The organism is Dietzia sp. Die43 (assembly GCF_024519835.1).
Lineage (GTDB): Bacteria > Actinomycetota > Actinomycetes > Mycobacteriales > Mycobacteriaceae > Dietzia > Dietzia kunjamensis.
Window position 1 is genome coordinate 22,368 of the sequence record NZ_JALJRF010000024.1, and the last position, 21,344, is coordinate 43,711.

Annotated in this window: 22 protein-coding genes and 1 riboswitch; of the genes, 8 read left to right on the forward strand and 14 right to left on the reverse strand. The window is 72.4% G+C overall.

Annotation, left to right across the window (positions count from 1 at the left end; genetic code table 11):
* The 4 genes from NR111_RS17095 to NR111_RS17110 form a co-directional block, all read right to left on the reverse strand.
* The gene (locus NR111_RS17095) at positions 1-810 is read right to left on the reverse strand and encodes an alpha/beta fold hydrolase (protein WP_256821502.1); all 810 of its coding nucleotides are present in this window, start codon (positions 808-810) and stop codon (positions 1-3) included.
* A 122-nt stretch (positions 811-932) separates the two neighbouring features.
* Positions 933-1,655, reverse strand: a complete 723-nt coding sequence (locus NR111_RS17100) for a histidine phosphatase family protein (protein ID WP_067719071.1) — start codon at positions 1,653-1,655, stop codon at positions 933-935.
* Positions 1,655-3,007, reverse strand: a complete 1,353-nt coding sequence (locus NR111_RS17105; RefSeq protein WP_256821503.1) for a phosphotransferase family protein — start codon at positions 3,005-3,007, stop codon at positions 1,655-1,657. The genes NR111_RS17100 and NR111_RS17105 overlap by 1 nt, the downstream gene beginning before the upstream one ends.
* Positions 3,004-4,293: an acyl-CoA dehydrogenase family protein gene (locus NR111_RS17110; protein WP_256821504.1), complete on the reverse strand. Its 1,290-nt coding sequence runs from the start codon at positions 4,291-4,293 to the stop codon at positions 3,004-3,006. The genes NR111_RS17105 and NR111_RS17110 overlap by 4 nt, the downstream gene beginning before the upstream one ends.
* Before the next feature lie 179 nt (positions 4,294-4,472).
* Here NR111_RS17110 and NR111_RS17115 point away from each other — a divergent pair, with 179 nt between their 5' ends.
* A complete protein-coding gene (locus NR111_RS17115; RefSeq protein ID WP_256821505.1) occupies positions 4,473-5,441 on the forward strand; it encodes a glucosyl-3-phosphoglycerate synthase in 969 nt (322 codons plus the stop codon).
* Here NR111_RS17115 and NR111_RS17120 read toward each other — a convergent pair.
* From NR111_RS17120 to NR111_RS17135, 4 genes are all read right to left on the reverse strand, one after another.
* Positions 5,420-6,304, reverse strand: a complete 885-nt coding sequence (locus NR111_RS17120) for a cytochrome c biogenesis CcdA family protein (RefSeq protein WP_256821506.1) — start codon at positions 6,302-6,304, stop codon at positions 5,420-5,422. The genes NR111_RS17115 and NR111_RS17120 overlap by 22 nt on opposite strands.
* A 10-nt stretch (positions 6,305-6,314) precedes the next feature.
* Positions 6,315-7,055 carry a thioredoxin domain-containing protein gene (locus tag NR111_RS17125; protein WP_240341359.1) on the reverse strand — a complete coding sequence of 247 codons (741 nt, stop codon included), beginning with the start codon at positions 7,053-7,055 and terminating at the stop codon, positions 6,315-6,317.
* 96 nt (positions 7,056-7,151) lie between these two features.
* The gene (locus NR111_RS17130; RefSeq protein WP_256821507.1) at positions 7,152-8,105 is read right to left on the reverse strand and encodes a M48 family metalloprotease; all 954 of its coding nucleotides are present in this window, start codon (positions 8,103-8,105) and stop codon (positions 7,152-7,154) included.
* Entirely contained in the window at positions 8,105-8,509 is a 405-nt protein-coding gene (locus tag NR111_RS17135; protein ID WP_256821508.1) for a BlaI/MecI/CopY family transcriptional regulator, read from the reverse strand. Before NR111_RS17135 ends, NR111_RS17130 begins: the two co-directional genes overlap by 1 nt.
* Positions 8,510-8,580: 71 nt before the next feature.
* On the opposite strand from NR111_RS17135, the gene NR111_RS17140 reads away from it, so the two are divergent.
* Positions 8,581-9,204 (forward strand): hypothetical protein, encoded by a 624-nt coding sequence (locus NR111_RS17140; protein WP_256821509.1) that lies wholly within the window; start codon positions 8,581-8,583, stop codon positions 9,202-9,204.
* Here the strand turns inward: NR111_RS17140 and NR111_RS17145 are convergent.
* Complete coding sequence (locus NR111_RS17145; RefSeq protein WP_069389448.1) at positions 9,179-9,811, reverse strand: class I SAM-dependent methyltransferase; 633 nt, start codon at positions 9,809-9,811, stop codon at positions 9,179-9,181. The genes NR111_RS17140 and NR111_RS17145 overlap by 26 nt on opposite strands.
* 114 nt (positions 9,812-9,925) lie before the next feature.
* Between NR111_RS17145 and NR111_RS17150 the strand changes: the two genes are divergently transcribed.
* The 3 genes from NR111_RS17150 to NR111_RS17160 all read left to right on the forward strand — a co-directional run bounded on the left by NR111_RS17150 (position 9,926) and on the right by NR111_RS17160 (position 12,624).
* Positions 9,926-10,597: a PIG-L family deacetylase gene (locus NR111_RS17150; RefSeq protein ID WP_256821510.1), complete on the forward strand. Its 672-nt coding sequence runs from the start codon at positions 9,926-9,928 to the stop codon at positions 10,595-10,597.
* Positions 10,598-10,681: 84 nt separating this feature from the next.
* The gene (locus NR111_RS17155) at positions 10,682-11,293 is read left to right on the forward strand and encodes a bifunctional 2-polyprenyl-6-hydroxyphenol methylase/3-demethylubiquinol 3-O-methyltransferase UbiG (RefSeq protein WP_067719047.1); all 612 of its coding nucleotides are present in this window, start codon (positions 10,682-10,684) and stop codon (positions 11,291-11,293) included.
* Positions 11,290-12,624 carry an MFS transporter gene (locus NR111_RS17160; protein ID WP_256821511.1) on the forward strand — a complete coding sequence of 445 codons (1,335 nt, stop codon included), beginning with the start codon at positions 11,290-11,292 and terminating at the stop codon, positions 12,622-12,624. Before NR111_RS17155 ends, NR111_RS17160 begins: the two co-directional genes overlap by 4 nt.
* A gap of 95 nt (positions 12,625-12,719) precedes the next feature.
* On the opposite strand, the gene NR111_RS17165 is transcribed toward NR111_RS17160, so the two are convergent.
* Positions 12,720-13,460, reverse strand: coding sequence for a nicotinamide mononucleotide transporter family protein (locus tag NR111_RS17165; RefSeq protein WP_256821512.1), 741 nt, complete (start codon positions 13,458-13,460; stop codon positions 12,720-12,722).
* A 100-nt stretch (positions 13,461-13,560) separates the two neighbouring features.
* Positions 13,561-13,755, reverse strand: a riboswitch (FMN riboswitch).
* Between the two features lie 99 nt (positions 13,756-13,854).
* Entirely contained in the window at positions 13,855-14,334 is a 480-nt protein-coding gene (locus tag NR111_RS17170) for a Rieske (2Fe-2S) protein (RefSeq protein ID WP_082924071.1), read from the reverse strand.
* A 76-nt stretch (positions 14,335-14,410) separates the two neighbouring features.
* Here NR111_RS17170 and NR111_RS17175 point away from each other — a divergent pair, with 76 nt between their 5' ends.
* Together NR111_RS17175 and NR111_RS17180 are read left to right on the forward strand one after the other, a co-directional pair.
* Complete coding sequence (locus tag NR111_RS17175) at positions 14,411-15,571, forward strand: pyridoxal phosphate-dependent aminotransferase (RefSeq protein ID WP_256821513.1); 1,161 nt, start codon at positions 14,411-14,413, stop codon at positions 15,569-15,571.
* 128 nt (positions 15,572-15,699) lie between these two features.
* On the forward strand, positions 15,700-17,529 hold the full coding sequence (locus NR111_RS17180; RefSeq protein ID WP_256821514.1) for an acyl-CoA dehydrogenase: 1,830 nt from the start codon (positions 15,700-15,702) through the stop codon (positions 17,527-17,529).
* A 155-nt stretch (positions 17,530-17,684) separates the two neighbouring features.
* Here the strand turns inward: NR111_RS17180 and NR111_RS17185 are convergent, their stop codons facing one another.
* Genes NR111_RS17185 through NR111_RS17195 form a run of 3 tightly spaced genes read right to left on the reverse strand, consistent with a single transcriptional unit; the run spans position 17,685 to position 19,794 of the window.
* Entirely contained in the window at positions 17,685-18,650 is a 966-nt protein-coding gene (locus tag NR111_RS17185; RefSeq protein ID WP_256821515.1) for an NADPH:quinone oxidoreductase family protein, read from the reverse strand.
* A gap of 21 nt (positions 18,651-18,671) precedes the next feature.
* Positions 18,672-19,109, reverse strand: coding sequence for a hypothetical protein (locus NR111_RS17190; protein WP_119192559.1), 438 nt, complete (start codon positions 19,107-19,109; stop codon positions 18,672-18,674).
* A gap of 22 nt (positions 19,110-19,131) precedes the next feature.
* Positions 19,132-19,794 (reverse strand): SDR family oxidoreductase, encoded by a 663-nt coding sequence (locus tag NR111_RS17195; RefSeq protein WP_120285313.1) that lies wholly within the window; start codon positions 19,792-19,794, stop codon positions 19,132-19,134.
* Between the two features lie 176 nt (positions 19,795-19,970).
* Here NR111_RS17195 and NR111_RS17200 point away from each other — a divergent pair, with 176 nt between their 5' ends.
* Positions 19,971-21,233 carry an Ig-like domain-containing protein gene (locus NR111_RS17200; RefSeq protein ID WP_256821516.1) on the forward strand — a complete coding sequence of 421 codons (1,263 nt, stop codon included), beginning with the start codon at positions 19,971-19,973 and terminating at the stop codon, positions 21,231-21,233.
* Positions 21,234-21,344 lie beyond the last annotated feature (111 nt).

Below are 21,344 nucleotides of genomic sequence, written 5' to 3' on the forward strand. Positions count from 1 at the left end.
TCACACGTCGTATTCGGAGAGGAACGCCTCGAGGATGGTGGTGACCTCGTCGGGACGTTCCATGCTGGGCGAGTGCCCCGCACCGGGGATCTCGCGATAGCGGGAGCCCGCGATCAGCTCGGTGATCCGCCGGGACTTGTCCGGGGGCGTGGCCGCGTCCTCTGACCCCACCATGACCAGCGTCGGGGCGATGATGCGGATGGCCTCGTCCTCACACGGGTCACGGTCGGCGACGGAGTCGATGGCCTTGACCAGCCCCACGCGATCGGTGCGCTCGAGCTGGGTCATCCACTCCTGCACCCAGGGGGCGTCGAGGTTGCCCTCGGCCAGCATGATCGGCGCCACCCGCGCACGCAGGGGCTTCATGCCGGCCACGCGGTACACCTTGGACAGCGTCTTGTACTTGCTGCGGTTGGCCGGCTCCTCCGCGGTGGCGGCGGTGTCCATGAGCGTCAGGGTGTGCACGATCTCCGGGTTGCGGGCGGCCAGGCGCATCCCCACGAACCCGCCCATGGACAGGCCCACGAAGTTCACCACCGGGATCTGCAGGTGCCGCAGGAGTTCGGACACGTCCACGGTCAGGGTGTCCATGTCGTAGCCACCCATGGCCCGCGGGGAGTTGCCCTGCCCGCGGAAGTCGATCGTCACGCACCGGTACTTGTCGCGCAGACGGGCGATCTGGTGCTGGAACATCCAGCCCGAGAACAGCAATCCGTGGGCGAAGAACACCACCGGGGCGTCATGGCGTCCCGCGGGGGCGCCGGTGTCCGTGTAGGCGATCGTCGTGTGACCGCGCTGGAAGGTGGGCATCGTGGCGTTCTCCTGACGTGCTCTCGCGGCCGCCTGGAACGGCCTCTACGGTCGTACGATACGACGCCCGCCCGGGCGCGAGGCGGCCTCGAGCCGATCCGACGTGCGGTCGGCCGACATCGTCACCTCAGGGTGACCAGTCGGCGCGGGTCGTCGGGCCCGGCCGCCCGCTCGAGGTGCTGGTGTTCGTTGACCGCGATACACGTCATCCCGCCCCGACCCACCACGACCCGGGCGGTCCCGGTGTTCACGGTCACGCGCTGCAACCGGGTCCACAGCCCCACGACTCCTTCGGGGTCGGCGAGGAGGCCGGCGACCGCCAGGGAGATCGTGCCGGCGGAGGAGACGACGACGGTCGTCCTGCCCGTCCCGGACCTCGCGGCGGCGTCCGCCAGGGCGTCGTCGGCGTCACGCCGGTACTCGGCGAACGCCTCGAGCCCCGCCCAGTGCCCGAGGGCGGCGTCGAGTTGACGCTGGAACGCCTGCTTGGCCTCGTCGGAGGCACCGGCGGAGTCGAGGGTCCCGTGCTCGGTGGTCAGGCCGGCCACGCGGGCGGCCTCCAGTACCGCGTCGGCGTCGTACTCGGCCCAGCGCTCGTCGACCTCCACGGCGACGTCCTCGGCGGCGTCCCGGTCGTGGTGGGCGCGCAGGCCGGCGAGCAGGCCCTCCGCCGTCTCGCGCTGTCGGCGCAGGCCACCGTGGATGATCACGTCGGGCCGCAGCCCGCGGCCGGCCATGTCCTCGCCGGCCAGGCGCGCCTGCAGGTGACCGGTCTCCGACAACCGGTCGTAGTCGCCGCTGCCGAACGAGGCCTGCCCGTGGCGGACGAGGTGGATGGACCCCATCAGCGCCCACCACCCGTCGTGCCGGTGGGTCGCCCGCCGATCACGGGGAGATCGCCGATCACCGGCAGGCCTCCGAGCAGACCCGTCACCTTGCCCCGGACGTCGTGGACGCCCCCGGCGAGCAACGGGAGCACGACCCGCGGGACGCCGAGCAGTTCCGGGACCACGTCCCGCGGGGAGACCCTGGTCGGTGTGAGGCGACCGTCGCCCGTGCGGATGATGCGCAGGCACCGCTGCTCGAGGAACGCCACTCCGGGTCGGAAGGCGCGGAACGCCGGGTTGGTGGTCTGCCCGTGGAAGTAGCGGTGGTTGATCTGCTGGGCGATCACGGCCAGGCGGAACAGACCGAACACCTCGTAGAAGCGCCACTGCTCCGCGGTGATGTCCAGTCCGGCCCGGCGGGCGTACCGCTCGACGACCTGCTTGCGGGTGAGCATCCCGGGCGCGTGGGTGGGCTGGCGGCGGAACGCCTTGAACAGCGGGCCGTCGTCGTCTTGCACCCAGTAGGCCAGTGCGCCGCCGAGGTCCATGAGCGGGTCGCCGACGGTGGCCATCTCCCAGTCCAGGACGCCGATGACGTGGGTGACGTCGTCCGGGTCCAGCACGAGGTTGTCGAAGCGGAAGTCGTTGTGCACCAGGCAGTGGCCCACGTCGTCGGGCTGGTTGGCGTGCAGCCACTTCATCACCGGCGCGAAGTCGGGCACGTCCGGGGTGCGGGCGCGACGGTAGCGGGCGGACCAGCCCTCGACCTGGCGGCGCACGTATCCCTCGCCGCGGTCGAGGTCGCCCAGGCCCGCGGCCCCGACGTCCACCAAGTGGAGGTCGGCGAGCGCGTCGACGGCCGCCTCGGCGAGATGCCGGGTGGTGACCCGGTCCATGAGCAATTCGCGGGGCAGCTCCTTGCGCAGGATGGTGCCCTCCATCCGCTCCATCACGTAGAAGTCCGAGCCGATCACCGAGTGGTCGCCGCAGAACCCCACCATGCGCGGCACCAGCGGGTACACCGGTCGCAGCGCCGACTGGACGCGGTGTTCGCGCTTCATGTCGTGGGCACCGCGGGCCTTCGTCCCGGCCGGCGGGCGGCGGAGGACCAGGTCCGCGCCCGGGTAGCGCAGCAGGTAGGTGAGGTTGGACGCGCCACCGGTGTACTGCCGGACCTCGGGGATGACCGGCTCGTCGTCGTCGCCCAGATTCACCCCCGCCAGCACGGTCGGGTCGTCGGGCGCGATCGACCGCAACCACGCGGCCACGGCCTCGACGTCGAACGCGTCCTCGCGGCGCACCGCGTCGGTTCCCGGGACGCGGCGCCGCAGGGCGGCGTCGCGGTCGGGCGTGCCGTCGCGGGCGGTCATCGGGTCGCTCCGGTCTTCTCGGTGCCACCGGTGGTGGCGGCGTCGCGGTAGGGCGCGAGCAGGGCCCGGGCGACGACGCCGAGGTGGACCTCGTCGGGGCCGTCGGCCAGTCGCAGCGACCGCGCGGTGGCGTACGCCCCGGCCAGGGGGAAGTCGTCGCTCATGCCGCCGCCACCGTGGAGCTGCAGGGCCATGTCGATCACCTGCTGCGCCATCTTCGGAACGGCGGCCTTGATGGCGCTGACCTCCACGGCGGCCTGTCCCTCGGTGTCGAGCTTCCAGGCGGCGTGCTGGACCAGCAGGCGCGCCTGGTCGATCGCGATGCGCGCCTCGGCGAGACGCTCACGGTTGCCGCCGAGGTTGACGATGGGTTTGCCGAAGGCCACGCGACCCGAGGCACGGCGGCAGGCCAGGTCCAGGGCCATCTCGGACAGGCCGATCAACCGCATGCAGTGGTGGACGCGGCCGGGCCCGAGGCGGCCCTGCGCGATCTCCGCGGCCTTGCCCGGACCGGCGATGATGCTGGACACCGGCAGTCGCACGCCGTCCAGGGTCACCTCGCCGTGGCCGAGCGGTTCGTCGTAGACCCCCTGGGCGGTGAGCATGCGCTCGACGCGGACCCCGGGGGCGTCCATCGGCACCAGGACCATCGAGTGGCGCAGGTAGCGGTGCGCGTCCGGATCGGACACGCCCATGAAGATGCCCACCTTGCAGTCCGGGTGGCCGACGCCCGTGGACCACCACTTCCGGCCGTCGAGGACGACCTCGTCACCCTCGATACGGGCGGTGGCGGCCATGTTCGAGGCGTCCGAGGAGGCCACATCCGGCTCGGTCATGAGGAAGGCGCTGCGGATCTTCCCGTCCAGTAGCGGGTCCAGCCACCGGTCCTTCTGCTCCTGAGAGCCGTACTTGAGCAGGACCTCCATGTTCCCGGTGTCCGGGGCGTTGCAGTTGAACACAAGCGGGGCGAGGAACGAGCGGCCCATCTCCTCGGCGACCGGCGCGTAGTCGGTGTTGCTCAGGCCCGTGCCGCCGTGGGTGCCGTAGCGCTCGGCGTAGGGCCCCTCGTGTCCGGCCGGGAGGAAGAGGTTCCACAGTCCCTGCTCGCGGGCGCGGGCCTGGAGCTCCGGGACCCGCGGATCGACCGCCCACGGATCCTCCCCTGCCAGCCGGCGCCGGGCGATGTCGGCGTGGATCTCCGGCTCCACCGGGGCGATGTGGGTGTCGATGAACGCGCGGACGGCTGCGGTGAGCTCAGCGGCGCGGGGCGAGGAGGAGAAGTCCATGGGTTCATCGTGGCACAGCCCGACGAACGGGTCCCGGCTCCGCGGCGTCTCCACGTGCGGGCCGGGGCCGGGGGTCGCGCGCGGGCCCGCCGACGGGTGACCCACAATGGCGAGACGGAGAACCCCTCCGCGACCCGCCCGGCCGGTGGGTCGTCACAGCGAGAGCGAGACGCCCGACGATGCTGCCGGACACCGAGGGTTGGTTCCGACGCCGGAGCCTGACCGCCCGGGACTTCGACGCCGCCGGGGTGGCCGCGGCGAAGGCCGGCCGACGCCTGTCGGTGGTCCTGCCCGCCCGCGACGAGGAGGCCACGGTCGGCGCCATCGTCACCGCGCTGCGCGAGCACCTGGTGGAGGCGGTGCCGCTGCTCGACGAGATCGTCGTGATCGACTCCGACTCCACCGACGACACCGCGCGGGTCGCCCGCGCCGCCGGCGCCGTGGTCCACGCGCAGTCCGAGATCCTGCCGGAGTGGGGGTCGGTCCCGGGCAAGGGCGAGGCGTTGTGGAAGTCCCTCGCGGTGACGACCGGGGACGTGGTGGCGTTCATCGACGCCGACCTACGCGACTTCGACCCGGCCTTCGCCGTCGGGTTGCTGGCCCCGCTGGTCCTGGATCCGTCACTCGGCTTCGTCAAGGGGTGCTACGACCGACCGCTCGCGGACGGCGTCACGGTGTCGCCCTCGGGCGGCGGTCGGGTGACCGAACTCGTGGCCCGGCCGCTCATCGACGCCTGGTGGCCGGAGCTGGCGGGGTTCGTCCAGCCACTGGCCGGGGAGTACGCGGCCACCCGGGAGGTCCTCGAACGGATCCCGTTCGCGCGGGGCTACGGCGTCGAGCTCGCGCTCCTGGTGGACGTGTGGGAGTTGGTGGGGCTCGACGCGATGGCGCAGGTGGACCTGGGCATCCGGCGGCACCGCAACTCCCCCGACGACTCGTTGGCCCGGATGGCCGCGCAGATCCAGCTCACCGCGCTGGACCGGCTGGTCCGCGGTGGCCGCGTCACCACGACGGTGCGACCGGATCAGCGGCTCACCACGTTCACCCGGTCGCCGGCGGGGGCCTACTCGCCCACCACCACGCGCATCGAGACCGGCGACAGGCCCCCGATGTGCGAGGTGAGGGTTCAGCCGCGGGCGGGCTCCTGATCCTCGGGGCTGCGGGCATCCGGCTCCTGCCGCGCCCGCGCGCGGCGCCGGTCGCGTAGCACCCACACCGCGAGGCCGACGGCGACCACGGCCAGCGCCGCGACGACGAACCACAGGTCGTCGATCCCGGCGACCCGGCGCTCGATGGCGGCCTGCAGGTCGAACTGGGCGTCCACGCCCATCACCGAGCCGAGGGCCGCGGTGCCGTCGGTGAGGATGAACAGCAGTCCCACCGCGATGAACAGCACCCCGGCGATGAGTGAGGTGGTGTGCGTGCGGACGGGCCCCAGGGTGACGTCGCGACCGCAAATCCATCGCCGACGCGACACGCCCAGCCGGTCCCACGCCAGGGCGAGCACCGCGAGCGGGACGACCATGCCGACCGCGTAGGCGCCCATGACGGCCGCACCGTAGGCGGGCGAACCCCCGGCCATCGCCAGGGTGAGGACACCGCCGAGCAGCGGGCCCGAGCAGAATCCGGCGAACCCGTAGAGGGCGCCCAGCGCGAGGACGGCCACGGGGCCGCTGCCGGTGACGCGGGACGAGGCGTCCGAGAGTCCGGGGAGCCGGAAGCCGCCCCCGATCGCGGTGTAGACACCCAGGGCGACGACGACGAGGCCACCGATCAACGTCACGGTCCCGCGGTGGACGGTGAACAGCGAACCGATGGCCCCGACCCCCGCCCCGAGCGGGACCAGGACGATGGCGAGGCCGAGCAGGAACAGCCCGGTCCGGGCGAGGAGCACCCGGCGGGTGCCGAAGGCGTAGGCGAAGAAGGCGGGCAGCAGCAGGGCCGAGCACGGGCTGAGGATGCTCAGGACGCCGCCGAGGAATCCGCCGATCAGTCCGATCTGTTCGGTCATCGGGCCCACGTCACCCGTCGAGTGAGCTGTCGATGACGTTGCGGAACGTCTCCGCGGAGCGGGCACCGATGATGCCCGTTCCGTTGATGAGGAACGTCGGGGTCGAGGTGGCACCGAGTGCGGTGGCCGCCTCGTAGTCGGCCCGGATCGCCTCGTCGTACCGGTCGCTGGTCATGTCCTCGCGGAAGCGCTCGATGTCGGCGACGCCGGCCTCGCGGGCGTACCCGACCAACTTCTCCTCGTTGAGGTCCGGGTGACCGCGGTCGGGGGAGTCGGCGAAGACGACCTCGGTGAACTCCCAGAACCGGCCCTGGTCGGCGGCGGCGCGGCCGGCTCGCGCGGCGGCCATCGACTGCTCGCCGAAGATCGGCAGGTCCCGCCATTCGATCCGCAGCTCGCCGCTGCCGACGTATTCCTCGACCAGGGCGGGCTCCACCTCGCGGGAGAACTTGGCGCAGAACGGGCAGCGGAAATCGGTGTACATGGTCATCACGACCGGCGCGTCGACGGGCCCCATGGCCATCGGGTCGCCCTCCTCGAAGCGCGCGATGCCCTCCATGGACTCCGGGCCGGGAGCCTGTTCCGGGCTGGTCTGCCGATCGTCGGACACCTCCGACGTCCCCGCGGCGGACCCGTCGGCGGACGGTTCGCCCCCGCCCACCTCGCGGGCGAGGAGGATCGCCACGAGGGCGAGGAGTACGGCCACCACGAGGGACAACGCGATGACCGGGACGCTCGGACGACGGGGCACTTCGGGGCTCCTGCGGGTGCGATCGGGGATGGGACCGACCCGCGAGCGGGCCACTTCCTACTACGTTGCATAGTAGTTCGCGGCGGTGGCGCGATGTCAACCCGCCAGCGCGGAGCACATCCCCAGCACGAGCGTCGTCGCCGCGGCCGCGGAGATCGCCGCCGGGGAGACCGCGTGCACGAGCGCCAGCGCGAGACCGGGCCCCGTCCCCCGGGGTCCGGCCGGACCCGAGGACAGGACGGCCACCCGGCCGGCCGGGGCACCGAGCTCGCCGAGGGCACCGCGCACGGCCGCCGCACCACCGGCACCGAGCGCGGCCCGCCGGTCCGCGGCCAGCTCGGCGAGGACGGACACCTCCGCTGCTGCTCGCCGCAGCAGGGGCACCGGCGAGAACACCGTGCGCAGTGCCGCCGCCGACGTCACCGCGACGTGGTGACGCCCCCGCAGATGCGCGATCTCGTGGTCGAGCACGGCCCGCCGGCGCTCCTCGCCGAGATCCCACAGGGCGGTGGAGGCCACCACCGTCCCGCCGGGCGAGGCCGACCCGCGTCGCCCCACGCCCGGGAACCCGCGCGTCGCCGCCCCCGGCAGTGCGTAGGCGACGGGTTCGTCGTCGGCGATCCACCACACCCGTACCCCGTCGACGTGGTCGGTGGCCTCGACCAGTGACCGCAGCGACCGGGCGTGCGCCCGCGCCGAGCGCCGGGCCCGGGACATCGCCGCCACGACCACCGCGACCGCGGACACCGCCGCCACCACGGCCACCGCGACGACCACGCCACGGACGGCGGCCGGCCACACGCCGCTCGCCGCCGGATCGAACATCGTCGCGCACGCCGTGACGGCGGTGGCGGCGGGCGCGAACCCCCTCAGCGGCTGCACGTGCATCACCACCGGGGCGGCGACGAGCAGGGACACGAAGACGACGCCGGTGCCGATCCAGGCACCCAGCGCGACGCCCGGCCGCGCCGCCGCATCCACGGCGCGACGCAGGTAGGCAGGGCCGGCGGCGCCGACGACCAGCGCCGCGAGCAGCATCCCGATGCCCATCAGGTGTCCCCGCCGCCGCGGAGGCGCGCGGTGATCCTGCGGAGCACTCCCGCCTCCTCCGGGGCCAGGTCTCCACCCTCCCTCGAGACGAAGTGCAGGAGGAGCTTCTGCGCGTCGCCGCTCGACCGGAGCAGTTCACCCAGGGCGTCGGCGCCGAAGTCCTCGCGGCTGCGCGCGGGCCGGTACCGGTACCCGCGGCCGACCTTCTCGCGCGTCACCGCCCCTTTGTCGTACAGGTGCGTCAGGACGGTCATCACGGTCGTGTAGGCCAGTGGCCGCCGGTCCGCGAACCGATCCGCGACCTCGCGGACGGACAGGTCGTCGCCGTCACCCGCGCACTCGTCCCACAGCAATTCGAGGACGGCGGTCTCGAGCTCACCGAGACCGGGCAGCGAATGGGCCACGACAGCGCTCCTCCCGATCGATCTACCAGGGCCGGTGGCGGATACCCCGCCGGTATGCTGACCATGGTGGCATGAACCACTCGTCCGGCGCGTCGGCCGCCCCCCGAAACGCGCCCGCTCCCGAGACCGCGTCGTCCGGGACCGCGTCGTCCGGGATCGCGTCGACCCCGGCGGTGTTCGCCCCCGCCCGCGCCGCCCTGGCGGCGCTCGGGACCTTCCTGCTGATCGGCATCCCCACCGACATCCTGCCCAACCCGGTGTTCGGCCGCGAGATCCCCGTCCGCTGGTGGGAGTACCCGGTGCTCGCCGCCACCGTACTGCTCACCGCCGCCTGGTTCGGCATCAGGTCCGCGCGGGAGGCCGGCGTCGGCAGCGCCGCCAGGCATCCCGCCGGAGCCGAGCCGTCCGAACGCCCTGCGCTGGTCACCGTGGGCGTGGCGACCGCCTGGTTCGCGGTGGCGTGCCCCGTCTGCAACAAGATCGTGCTGATCCTGCTCGGCACCACCGGCGCGCTCGGGGTGTGGGCCCCGCTGCAGCCGTGGCTCGCGGCCCTGTCGCTGGCCCTCCTGGCCGGCGCCGTGATCTACCGGTGGCGGGCCCGCCCCTGCGCCGATGGCGCCTGCGCGTCCGACGCCTGCGCGGTGCCGCCCACCGGGAGCGGGGACCGCGCTACCGACGCCGCGCGGACCCGCTGAGCATCGGCGTCAACGGCACCACCGGCGGGAACGGACGGGCCTGCAGGCCGGAGACGTCGAAGCCCGCCTCCGCGACGTGCCGGGCGGTGTCGCGGTTCGGGTGACACCCGCCTCCGAGTCGGCTCCACACGGGCTCGATCCGGTCGGCGACGCGACCCAGCCGACCGTCGGCCCGGACGTGTTCGAGCAGACGCAGCTCGCCGTGCGGGGCGAGCACCCGCAGGGCCTCTGCCAGGGCGGCCGGGACGTCGGGGACGGTGCACAGGACGAGCCCGAACACCACGGCGTCGGCCTCACCGTCGGCGAGCGGGAGCGCCTCCGCCACCGTGTCCACCACCTCGACGTCCACCGCCGCCCGCTGTGCGTGCCGGCGGGCGTACGCGCGCAGGTGCGGGTCCGGTTCGACCGCCACCACCCGGGTGACCTCCGGCGGGTAGTGCTCGAAAGTCACCCCGCTGCCGGCGCCGACCTCCACCACCGTGCCCGACAGGCCGTCGACCAGACGCCGTCGCGACTCGGCCAGGCCGATCCGCTCCAGCACCGGGCTGGCCACCACCCACGCGCGGGCGAAGAGTGACGCATCCTGCCGTTCGCGAGACCTATTCATGCGAAGATACGGTACCGGGTATCCGCCGGTCCCGGGGCCGGTCCAACGATTCCCACCGACACAACGATTCACACCGAGACAGCGATTCTCACCGACACAGGGAGGTCCGCCGCGATGCGCACGACGACCGGGTTACCGGACTGGGACACGGTTCTGGCCGTGGTCGCCCACCCTGACGACGAGTCCTTCGGCCTCGGCGCGATCCTCTCGGGCCTCGCGGGCGCAGGCGCGCGTGTCCACGTCCTCTGCCTGACCCGGGGCGAGGCCTCGACCCTCCACGGTGTGGAGGGCGAGCTGTCCGTGATCCGCGAGCGCGAACTACGCGCCGCTGCCGACGCGCTCGGTGCGCGAGGGGTCACCCTCCTGGACCTCCCCGACGGCGGACTGACGGCGCTCGGTGCGGCCGGGCTCGACGACGCGGTCGAGCAGGAGATCGAGGCGGTGAGGCCTGACGGGCTGGTCGCCTTCGACTCCACCGGCATCAGCGGCCACCCCGACCACGTGGCCGCCACCGCGGCGGCCGTCCGCGCGGGCGAGCGCCACGACCTGGGGGTGCTGGCGTGGGTCCTCCCCGACGACCTCTGCGCCACACTGGCGGGCGAGGGGTACGCCGGGTTCCTCGGGCGCCCGGCCGACGAGATCGACCTGGCCCTGACCGTCGACCGTGCCGCGCAGCTGGCCGCGGTGGAATGTCACCCCAGCCAGGCCGTCCCGGGCAGCGTGCTGTGGAGGAGACTGGAACTGCAGGGAGACACCGAACACCTCCGGTGGCTCCGCCACCCCTGAGAACCGTGCCCGACAGCCGAGCCTGGCAGCCGTGCCTGGCAACCGAGCCTGACAACCGTGCCCGAACCGAAAGGACCACCGCCCGTGGACGCCTCCGCATGGAACGCCCGCTACCTCGCGCAGCCCGATGCGTGGGGCACGACCCCCGCCGCCCGGATCGTCGCCGAGGTGACGGCCGCCGAGGACACCGGGCTGGACGTGGGCACCGCCGTCGACCTGGCCTGCGGTGACGGTCGGCACGCGCGGTGGCTCGCCGCGCACGGCTGGCAGGTGCAGGCGGTCGACTTCTCCGAGGTCGCCATCGAGCAGGCTCGCGCCAAGGACTCCGACGACGGACGCAGCGGCAGCGTCGACTGGGTCGTCGGCGACGCCACCACCTGGGCCCCATCCGAGGCCGTCGACCTCGTCGTCGTCGGATTCCTCCACCTCGACCTCCCCGCACTGACCGCCGTACTGCGCAGCGCCGGCACCTGGCTGCGCCCCGGCGGCCACCTGGTCTACCTCGGCCACGCCGCCGAGAACCTCCGCCGCGGCGTGGGCGGTCCGCAGGATCCCACCGTGCTCCCCGACATCGCCGACCTCGCCCGCGGCGCCGAGGGACTCGAGGTGGTCTCGCTGCGGCACGACCTGCGGCCTGCCGGCAAGGCCACCGCCGTCGACGTGCTCCTGCACGCCCGAACCTGGGGTGGAGCGTGACCCGCGCAGGCGACGCCACGCACACCGCGCGGGAGACGGGCCGGGCGACGGCGCAGCGGCGGATCCTCACCGTCCTCGTCCTGGCCCAGCTCCTCGCCGGGGCCGGACTCGCCGCGGGCATCACCGTGGGCGCGCTGCTCGCCGAGGACCTGCTCGGTGGCCCCGGCCTGTCCGGGCTGCCGTCGGCCCTGTTCACCGGTGGCTCCGCCCTCGCCGCGATCGCGGTCGGCAAGCTCTCCCAGGCCCGCGGCCGCCGCCCGGGCCTGGCCGCCGGATTCGCGGTCGGCGCACTCGGCGCACTCGGCATCGTCGCGGCCACCGCCCTCGAATCGCTGCCGCTGCTGTTCGCCTCGTTCGTCATCTACGGCTCCGGCACGGCCACCAACCTGCAGGCCCGCTACGCCGGCGCCGACCTCGCCACCGACGCCACCCGCGCCCGGTCCCTGTCCTACGTTCTGCTCGGCACCACCGCGGGCGCCGTCGCCGGGCCCAACCTCGTGGGGCCCACCGGCGTCGTCGCCGAGGCGCTGGGCCTGGCCCCGCTCGCGGGACCGTTCCTCCTCGCCGCCGCGGCCTACGGCGGTGCCGCGCTGGTCATCTCCCTGCTGCTGCGGCCCGACCCCCTGCTCGAGGCGCGCAGGATGGAGATCGCGGCAGCGGAGGCGGCGCTCACCTCGTCGTCGTCGTCACTGTCGTCGCCACTGTCGTCGTCGTCCCCCTCCCCCGCCGCCGACTCCGAACGGCACGCCGTGGCGCCCGTACCGACCCGCATCTGGACGGCCGACGTCATCACCGGTGTCGTGGTGATGGCGCTGACCCAGTTCGTCATGGTCGGGCTCATGACCATGACCCCCGTGCACATGCGCGCCCACGACCACACCGTGACCGTCGTGGGCGTCGTGATCTCGCTGCACGTCGCCGCGATGTTCCTGCCCGCGCCCCTGTCCGGGCTGCTCGTGGACAAGTTCGGCACCCGCGCCGTGGCGGTGTCCGCGGGCCTGGTGCTGTTGGCCGCCGGAGGGCTCGCCGCCCTGGCCCCGCCGCAGTCCACGGCGCTCGTCGCGCTGGCACTGATCCTGCTGGGACTGGGCTGGAGCCTGGGCCTGGTCGCCGGCACGACCGTCCTCACGACGTCCGTGCCGACCACCGTGCGTGCCAGCGTCCAGGGGCAGGCCGATGTGGCCGTGGCGCTGTCCGGCGCGGCCGGCGGTCTGCTGTCCGGCCTGGTGTTCGCGTGGATCGACTTCCGCGGGCTGGGCTTCACGCTCGCCGCCCTGTCGCTCGTCGTGGTGGCGGCCGTGCGGCCGCGGCGCGTGTCCGACCCGGTCTGACCGCCGAGTGGTCACAAATGCACCGACTCGCCGTGGGCGACCTGGGGATATGCGAACGGAATCGACCACTCGCTGGTGAATCCCCGGGGCCCGGATCAGCCGACCGGCATCTGCTCCCGCCGCTGCCCGGCGGGACCGGCGGGACCGGCGGGACCGGCGGCGTCCGCGCGTTCGGCCAGATCCACGCGCCACCACACCAGGAAACCCCAGATCACGAACGCGCCGTACACCAGGTACAGCGCCGCCGACGGGTAGTAGCCGGCCTTGAGCAGCAGCGGCACCCCCACGATGTCGACGCCGATCCACAGCAGCCAGAACTCCGTCCACCCGCGGGCCATGCCGTAGGTCGCGAGGATCGATCCGGTGAAGATCCACGCGTCGGCCCACGGCCCCCACGAGCCGAGCTGGGCGAAAATCCAGCCGAACACCAGGGTGCCGGTCACCATCCCGATGACGAGACCCGCCCGTTGCCGGCCGGTCGCCCAGTGGGGATGAACGGCCACCGCGTCGGCGGCCGAGCCTCCGGGCATCGCGGCGCTCGCACGCCTGGACTGCGACCACCGCCACCAGCCGTAGACGCCCACCGCCAGGAACATGACCTGCCGGCCGGCCTGACCGTAGAGGTCCACGTCCTGCGGGGTGTGGAAGACGCCGCCGAGGAAGACGGTCAGAAGGGTGAGATTGCCGACGATTCCGACTGGCCACGCCCACACCACCCGGCGCATACCGCCGATGGCGGCCGCCAGGCCGAAGACGTTGCCGACGATCTCGCGCCACAGGATCGGCACGCCACCGATCATCAACTGCGCGTCGAGGAATTCCACGAGAAGGCTCATCGTGTGCCCCTTTCACGGGCTCTACACAGACGGCCCAGGGCTTGTGACACGACGCCCGCCCGGCCACGGTCGTCGTCGACCGGGACCGCGTCGGGTGACGCGCGGTTCTCTTCCATCCGGACTATGACCGTCGGCCCCGGGATCACACCGGGTCTGCTGACCCCCGCGTGCGTGGCGTGGCCGGACCGGGAGTCCAACCGCACCGCGTGTGCGGGGCGCTCGCGGGCTCGCCGCCGGCCATGGGGCCGGTGACATCACCGCCGGTGGGGAGTTTCACCCCGCCCTGAGAACGTGTTCCCGTTCTACCCCTGACCGTGGCCGCGCCGCAAGCCGAGGCGGCGCCGGCGGGCGCGGGCGCGGGCGGCGGGGCTGCTGGCGCGGGCGGCGGCGGGCGTCAGCCGAGGGTGAGCTGCCCGCCGGACTCCGTCACCGGGATCGCGTCGAGCGGGCGCGGGGCCGGGGGCAGGGTGTTGCGGCCGTCGGTGGCGTCGTACTCGGCGCCGTGGAGCGGGCAGCGCAGGGTCATGCCCTCGATCACCTGGACCACCCCGCCCTGGTGGGTGCAGCGCGCCGAGTAGGCGACGAACTCGCCCTCGACGGGCTGCGCGACGATCACCGTGGCCTCGCCGGCCCTGAACTGCTTGGCCGTGCCCGGCGGGATCTCGGCGGCGGGGATGGTGGTCGCGGGGACCGTGGTGGTCTGCTGCACCGTCGACGGGGGCTGCGCGGGCTCGGTCATGCCACAGGCCGAGGCGATGCCCGGCAGCAGGATGATCCCGGGCAGGGCGGCCAGCACCGCGCGGCGCTGGGTGCACGGCCCGACGGCGGCGGCTCCACCGGTCGAGGCGGACGTGGCGGCGAGGGGCTCGGTCATGCCGCCCATGGTATCGGTCGGCGCCACCCGTCCTGCGTGTGCCGAACACCGTGGGCCGAACACCTAGGCTGCCCGTATGACGGTCCGCAGACTCCGACCCCACGCCACGACGATCTTCTCCGAGGTCTCGCAGCTGGCCACGCGGTTCGACGCCATCAACCTGGGCCAGGGCTTCCCCGACACGGACGGACCGGAGTCGATGATCGAGGCGGCCGCACGCGCCATGCGGGAGGGCCACAACCAGTACCCGCCGGGCATCGGCACCCCGGAACTGCGCCGGGCCGCCGCCGACCACGAGACCGCCCACACCGGACTGGTGCACGACCCGGACACCGAGGTGCTGGTGACGGTCGGCGCGACCGAGGCGATCGCCGCCGCGGTGGTGGGCCTGGTGGAGTACGACGACGAGGTGGTCGTGATCGAACCGTATTACGACTCCTACGCAGCCACGGTGGCGATGGCCGGCGCCACCCGTCGCGCCGCGAGGATGGTCCGCACGGGCGGCGAAATCCGACTCGACGTGGACTCGTTGCGGGACGCGTTCTCCCCGCGGACGCGGGCCGTGCTGGTGAACTCGCCCCACAATCCCACCGGGGCCGTCCTGCCGCGCGAGGACCTCGAACAGATCGCCGCGCTGTGCCACGAGTTCGACGCGATCGCCATCTCCGACGAGGTGTACGCCCACCTCACCTACGACGGGGTGGAGCACGTGTCGATCGCGACGCTGCCCGGGATGGCCGAGCGGACCCTGCGCATCTCGAGCGCCGGCAAGCTGCTCAACTGCACCGGGTGGAAGATCGGATGGCTCACCGGGCCGGCGGACCTCGTGGCGGGGGCCCGCACCGCGCGGCAGTACATGAGCTTCACCGTCGCTTCGCCCCTGCAACTGGGCGTCGCGCACGCCCTGCGTCACGAGCAGAGATGGATCGCGACGCTGCGGCAGGACATGCAGGCTCGGCGGGACCAGTTGGTGGACACGCTCTCGGGTGTCGGGTTCGACCTCGTCGTCGCACAGGGCACGTACTTCCTCACCGCGGACCCGCGCCCACTCGGGGTGACCGACGCGGCGGCCTGGTGCCTGGAGTTACCGGAGCGGATCGGCGTGGCGGCGGTGCCGTTCGCCCCGTTCACCGACGCCTTCTCGGCGGAGTGGTCCCACCTGGTGCGGTTCGCGTTCTGCAAACGGCCCGAGGTGCTCGACGAGGCGGGGCGACGGTTGCGGGCCCTGCAGGGGTAGTCGGTCCGCCACCGCCACCCACTTTTCGGACTACGGTCCGTAATCGCGCCGTCCGCGGGGCGCCGTGCTCTACGGTGGGCACGTGACGCGCCACCCGGTGCGGACCACCGTCGTCGGAAAGGCCCCGCATGTCCCACTACCGCAGCAACCCACGTGACCTGGAGTTCGTCCTGTTCGACGTGTTCGGTCTCGACGAGATTCTCGAGCGCGACGACGCCACCGAACTCGACGGAGACACGGTCCGCACCATGCTCCGGGAAGCCGCCGCGCTCGCCGAGGGACCGGTCGCCGCGTCGTTCACCACCGCCGACCGCAACCCGCCCACCTTCGACCCCGAGACCCACGAGGTCACCCTCCACCCCGACTACGTGGCCTCCGTCCGCGCCTGGCAGGACGCCGGCTGGGGCCTCGTCGGCGTGGACCCGGCCGTCGGGGGCGTGGCCGCACCGCGCCTGGTCACCTGGGCGATCAGCGAGTTCCTCGTGGGCGCCAACCCGTCGATCTTCATGTACCTGTCCGGTCCGCTGTTCGCCGGGATCATGCACTCGATCGGCGACGAGCAGCAGAAGACGTGGGCCACCAGGATCATCGAGCGCAACCACGGGTCGTCCATGATGCTCACCGAGGCCGAGGTCGGCTCCGACGTGGGCGCCGTGCGCACCAAGGCGATCGAGCAGCCCGACGGCACCTGGCACATCGAGGGCACCAAGCGGTTCATCACCGGCGCCGACACCGGTGACCTCTTCGAGAACATCTGGCACCAGGTTCTCGCCCGGCCCGAGGGCGCGGGCCCCGGCACCAAGGGCCTGAGCTACTTCCTCGTGCCCAAGTACATGCCGGACCCGGAGACCGCCGCGCCGGGTGAGCGCAACGGCGTCTACGTCACCGGCATCGAGAAGAAGATGGGCCTGGCCGCCTCCGCGACCTGCGAGGTGGCGTTCGGCGCGCACGGCCGCCCCGCGGTGGGGTTCCTGGCCGGCGACGTCCACCTGGGCATCAAGCAGATGTTCAAGACCATCGAGGCCGCCCGGATGATGGTCGGCACCAAGGCCATCTCCACCCTGTCGACCGGCTACCTGGGCGCGCTCGAGTTCGCGCGCGAGCGGGTCCAGGGCAACGACATGGCCGATGCCGGGAATCCCGACGCCAAGAAGGTCACGGTCATCCACCACCCGGACGTGCGCCGGTCGCTCCTCACGCAGAAGGCATACGCGGAGGGACTGCGCGCGGTGTACCTCTACGCCGCCGCCCACCAGGACATCGTGTCCGCCGAGGTCGTCTCCGGCGCCGGACCCGAGCTCGCGCACACGGTCAACGACCTGCTCCTGCCGATCGTCAAGGGCGTGGGCTCCGAGCGGTCCTACCAGTGCCTCGCCGAGTCGCTGCAGTGCTTCGGCGGCTCCGGGTACCTCAAGGATTACCCCATCGAGCAGTACATCCGCGACGCCAAGATCGACTCCCTCTACGAGGGCACCACCGCGATCCAGGCGCAGGACTTCTTCTTCCGCAAGATCATCCGCGACGGCGGCACCGCGCTCGGGCACGTCGCCGCGCAGATCCACCGCACCGTGGACGAGGCCGGTCCCGCCGAGCTCGAGACCGCGCGCACCGGGGTGGCCGGCGCGCTGGCCGATGTCGAGTCGATGGTCGGTACCCTCACCGAACACCTCATGGGCGCCCAGGAGGACCCCGAGAAGCTGTACCTGATCGGACTCGGGGCGGTCCCGCTGCTCATGGCCGTGGGCGACCTCATGGTGGGCTGGATGCTCCTGCGCGAGGCCGGCGTGGCGCTGGACCGGCTGCCCGAGGCGACCGGCGACGACCACGACTTCTACACCGGCAAGGTGACGGTGGCGAACTTCTTCGCCCGCGCCCACCTGCCGCAGGTCGGCGCCGCGCGGGCCACGATCGAGGCGCTCGACGTGGACGTCATGCACATGCCCGAGGGCGCGTTCTAGGTCGGGGCCTTCCGGTTCGGCCCGCCGGGCCGGGAGCGCACCTCGTCGTCGTTCCCGGACCCGCCCCCCTCGTCGAGAAGAGCTTTTCGCCAGCGTCTGCCGAGTAGAAGTGTGCGAAAAGCTCTTCTCGACGGGGATCTGGGACGGGAGGGAACTCAGCGGCCGGTGGTGAGGACGATCTTGCCCACCGCGCCGCGGCCGTCCATGAGCTCGAGCGCCTCCGTGGCCTGCTCCAGGGGGAACTCGGCGCCGACCAGCGGGTCGAGCTTGCCGGCGGCCAGGAGCGGCTCGACCTCGGCCCACTGCTTCTGCAGGTAACCGGGGTTGGACATCCAGTACTCGCCCCAGCCCACGCCCACGGCGCTCTTGTTGCCCAGCAGCAGCCGGTTGACCTTGACCGTGGGGATCTCGCCGCCGGTGAACCCGATGACGAGGATCCGCCCCTCCTGACCGAGGGACCGGATGGAGTCGGTGAACCGGTCCCCGCCCACGGGGTCGACGACGATGTCGACGCCCTTCCCACCGGTGAGCTCCTTCACGGCGTCCTTGAAGCCCTCGGGCGCGATCGCGTCGCTCGCCCCGGCCTTCAGCGCCAGGTCCCGCTTCTCCTCCGTGGAGGCCACGGCGATGACGCGGGCACCCATCGCGGTCGCGAACTGGGTGGCCGCGATCCCGATCCCGCCGCCAGCGCCGTGGACCAACACCGTCTCCCCCGCCTGCAGCCCGCCGCGGTGGGCCAACGCGAAGTGGACGGTGAGCACGTTCATCGGGATCGAGGCGCCCTGCGTGAACGACAAGCTGTCAGGGAGACGGAACGCCTGACCGGGATCGGCCGAGACCACCTCGGCGAACCCGCCCAGACCCGGGAACGCGCACACGCGGTCCCCGGCGGCGAATCCCGAGCCGGCGGGGGCGGAACGCACCACGCCCGCCACCTCCGAGCCGGGGACGAACGGCAGCGGCGGCGAGATCTGGTACTTGCCGCGCGTCTGCAGCACCTCGGGGAAGGTCACCCCGGCGGCGTGGACGTCGATCAGCACCGCACCCGCGTCGGGCTCGGGGACGTCGACCACCTCGAGGGCGGCGGGTCCGTCATGGCTGGAGATATGGATGGCACGCATGCGGTCCATAGTGTCAGCCCGTCACCGAGCGCGGGCGCCGTCCGCCTCACGCTGGTGCCGCTGCCGGCGGAGCAGGTGCAGGGCCAGCCCCACCGCCACGACCACCTGGCCGATCTGGAAGGCCAGCGCCATGACGATGAACTCGCGGCCGAACGTCGTCGGCGAGATCAGGAGGGCTGCGCAGATGCCCAGCAGGACGACCGTGATGAGCTGCCCGCCCGCCAGGAACCGCCGCGGGTTCGTGGTGAGCTGGCGACGGAACGCCATCAACAGCGAGTTGAGCGCCACCAGCAGGCACACCGGGACGCCGATCTGGGCCGGGAACAGGAACAGCACCACGAACAGCGGGTGGGAACTGAGGGTGACCGTGCCCTCGAACAGGAACTGCGGAACACTCCACAGGGCCGTGAGCAGCGCGCAGATCACCGAGATCCACGAACCGCCCACGAGGATCCTCACGCGGAGAGGATAGCGCCGCGGGTCACTCCCTCGTCAGCGCCTCACCGATCGGGATGTCGCCGTCCGAGAATTCGATGGTGCGACCGGCGGTGTCCGGGCGGCGCAGGACGGCGGCGATCACAGCGGCCACCGCGTCCCTGCTGGTCGACCGGTCCTCGCGCTTGTCGTCGCCCACCCCGATGGTCTCGCCGCCGGGCTCGTCGGTCAGCGCCCCCGGCCCGAGGATCGTCCACCCCAGGTCCGAGTCGCGCAGGTGCGCGTCCGCGGCGCCCTTGGCCTCCGCATACGGGAAGAACGAGTCGTCCTCCGGGACGCCGTGGTCGGGGCCCGCGCCATCGTAGGAGACCATGACGTAGCGTCCCACCTCCTCGGCGGCGCTCGCGTCCATCGAGCGGATCGCGGCGTCGCGGTCCACCGCGAAGGTGCGGTCGGGGTTCCCGCCGCCGGCGCCGGCGGTCCAGACGACCGCCCCGCTGCCGCGCACGATCTCGCGGAGCCCATCGACGTCGAGCGTCTCCACGTCCGCGACGACAGGGTTCGCACCCGCGGCGCGGACGTCGTCGGCGTGATCGGGATTGCGGATCACCGAATACACCTCGGCACCCGCCTCGGACAGGATTTTGGCGGCGCGGAGGCCGACCTTGCCGTGGCCGCCGATGATGGTCACTGGTTTGTCGATGCTCATCCTTCCGTTGTACTCCTCCGTGTTCGTCAGCGGGGGCTCCCGGGTTCGATCACGAATCCACAACGACCGGGCGTCCGTCGGTCCGGCGATTGGCCCGGTGTCGGACCCGGAGTGCATCATGTGGACATAAGCCGGGACTCACCGGCGGCCCCGCGTTCGTTCTTTCGGAGTACCGCATGTCCCTGTCCAGGTCTCGAACCCACTCTGCTCGGGCGGTGCCGGGTCCCCTCGGCCTGCTCGCCGCTCTCCTCGCCCTGCTCCTGGTCACCGCCGGGTGCACGATCCCGATGCCAGTCGGTTCCGCCGGGGAGACGACGCCCACGACTCCGACCTCCGAGGCGCCCGCCCCGGCGACGCTGGAGGTGACCCCGGCCGACGGAGCCACGGAGGTCGCCGTGGTGGACGGTGTCCGGGCCACCGTGGAGAACGGGACCATCACGGACGCCGTGCTCACCAACGATGCCGGCAAGGAGATCGAGGGCGAACTCTCACGCGACGGTTCCCAGTGGAAGCCGGCCGTCACCCTCGGATACGGGCGCACCTACACCCTTGAGATCACGTACGAGGGCGCGGCCGGCGGGAGCCGGAGCGACACCCGCACGTTCACCATGGCCGATCCGCTGGCCGTCGTCACGCCCAGCCTCTTCACCACGGGCGGGGCCGCCCTCGAGTCCGACCGTGAGTACGGCGTCGGGATCATCGTCGCGGCCAGGTTCGACCAGCCGATCGCCGATCGCGACGAGGCCGAGAAGCACATGACGGTCACGACGACCCCCGAGGTCGAGGGCAACTGGTTCTGGCTCAACGACTCGACCGCGCACTGGCGGCCCCGCGACTATTACGAGCCCGGCACGCGCGTGCAGGTCGCGCTGGACGTCGAGGGACGCAGCCTCGGCGGCGGGCAGTGGGGCGGGGCGAGCGCGGAAGCCGACTTCACCATCGGCGAGCGTCGCGTGGCGATCGCCGACGACGCGACCAAGACCGTCACCGTCTACCACGACCAGAAACCCGTGAGGGTCATGCCGACCTCCATGGGCAAGGGCGGATGGGCCACCTACGGCGACGTGACGATGCACTTCTGGACCCAGCCGGGCAACTACACGGTGCTCGACAAGGCCAGTTCCGTGGTGATGGACTCCTCGACCTACGGCCTGCCGTTGTCCGCCGGGTACAAGGTGACCGTCGACCACGGTGTGCGCCTCACGAACGACGGGATCTACCTCCACGCGCTCGAGTCGTCGATGTGGGCACAGGGGAACACCAACACCTCGCACGGCTGCCTCAACCTGTCGCCCACCGACGCGAAGTGGTACTTCGACCAGGCCGTGACGGGCGATGTCGTGGAGGTCAAAGGCACGGGCGGACCCGAACTCGGGGTCTGGCAGAACGGTGACTGGTCGGTGCCGTGGGAGGTCTGGCAGTCCGGCTCCGCCGACTGACGTCCCCCACGCGGCCCACGCGACCTACGAAATCCGCTATCCGGATTCCTGATCTGCGGTGATTGTCAACCTGTTGTGAGTCATTCAGGCGGCGATGAGGGTTGCCGCGAT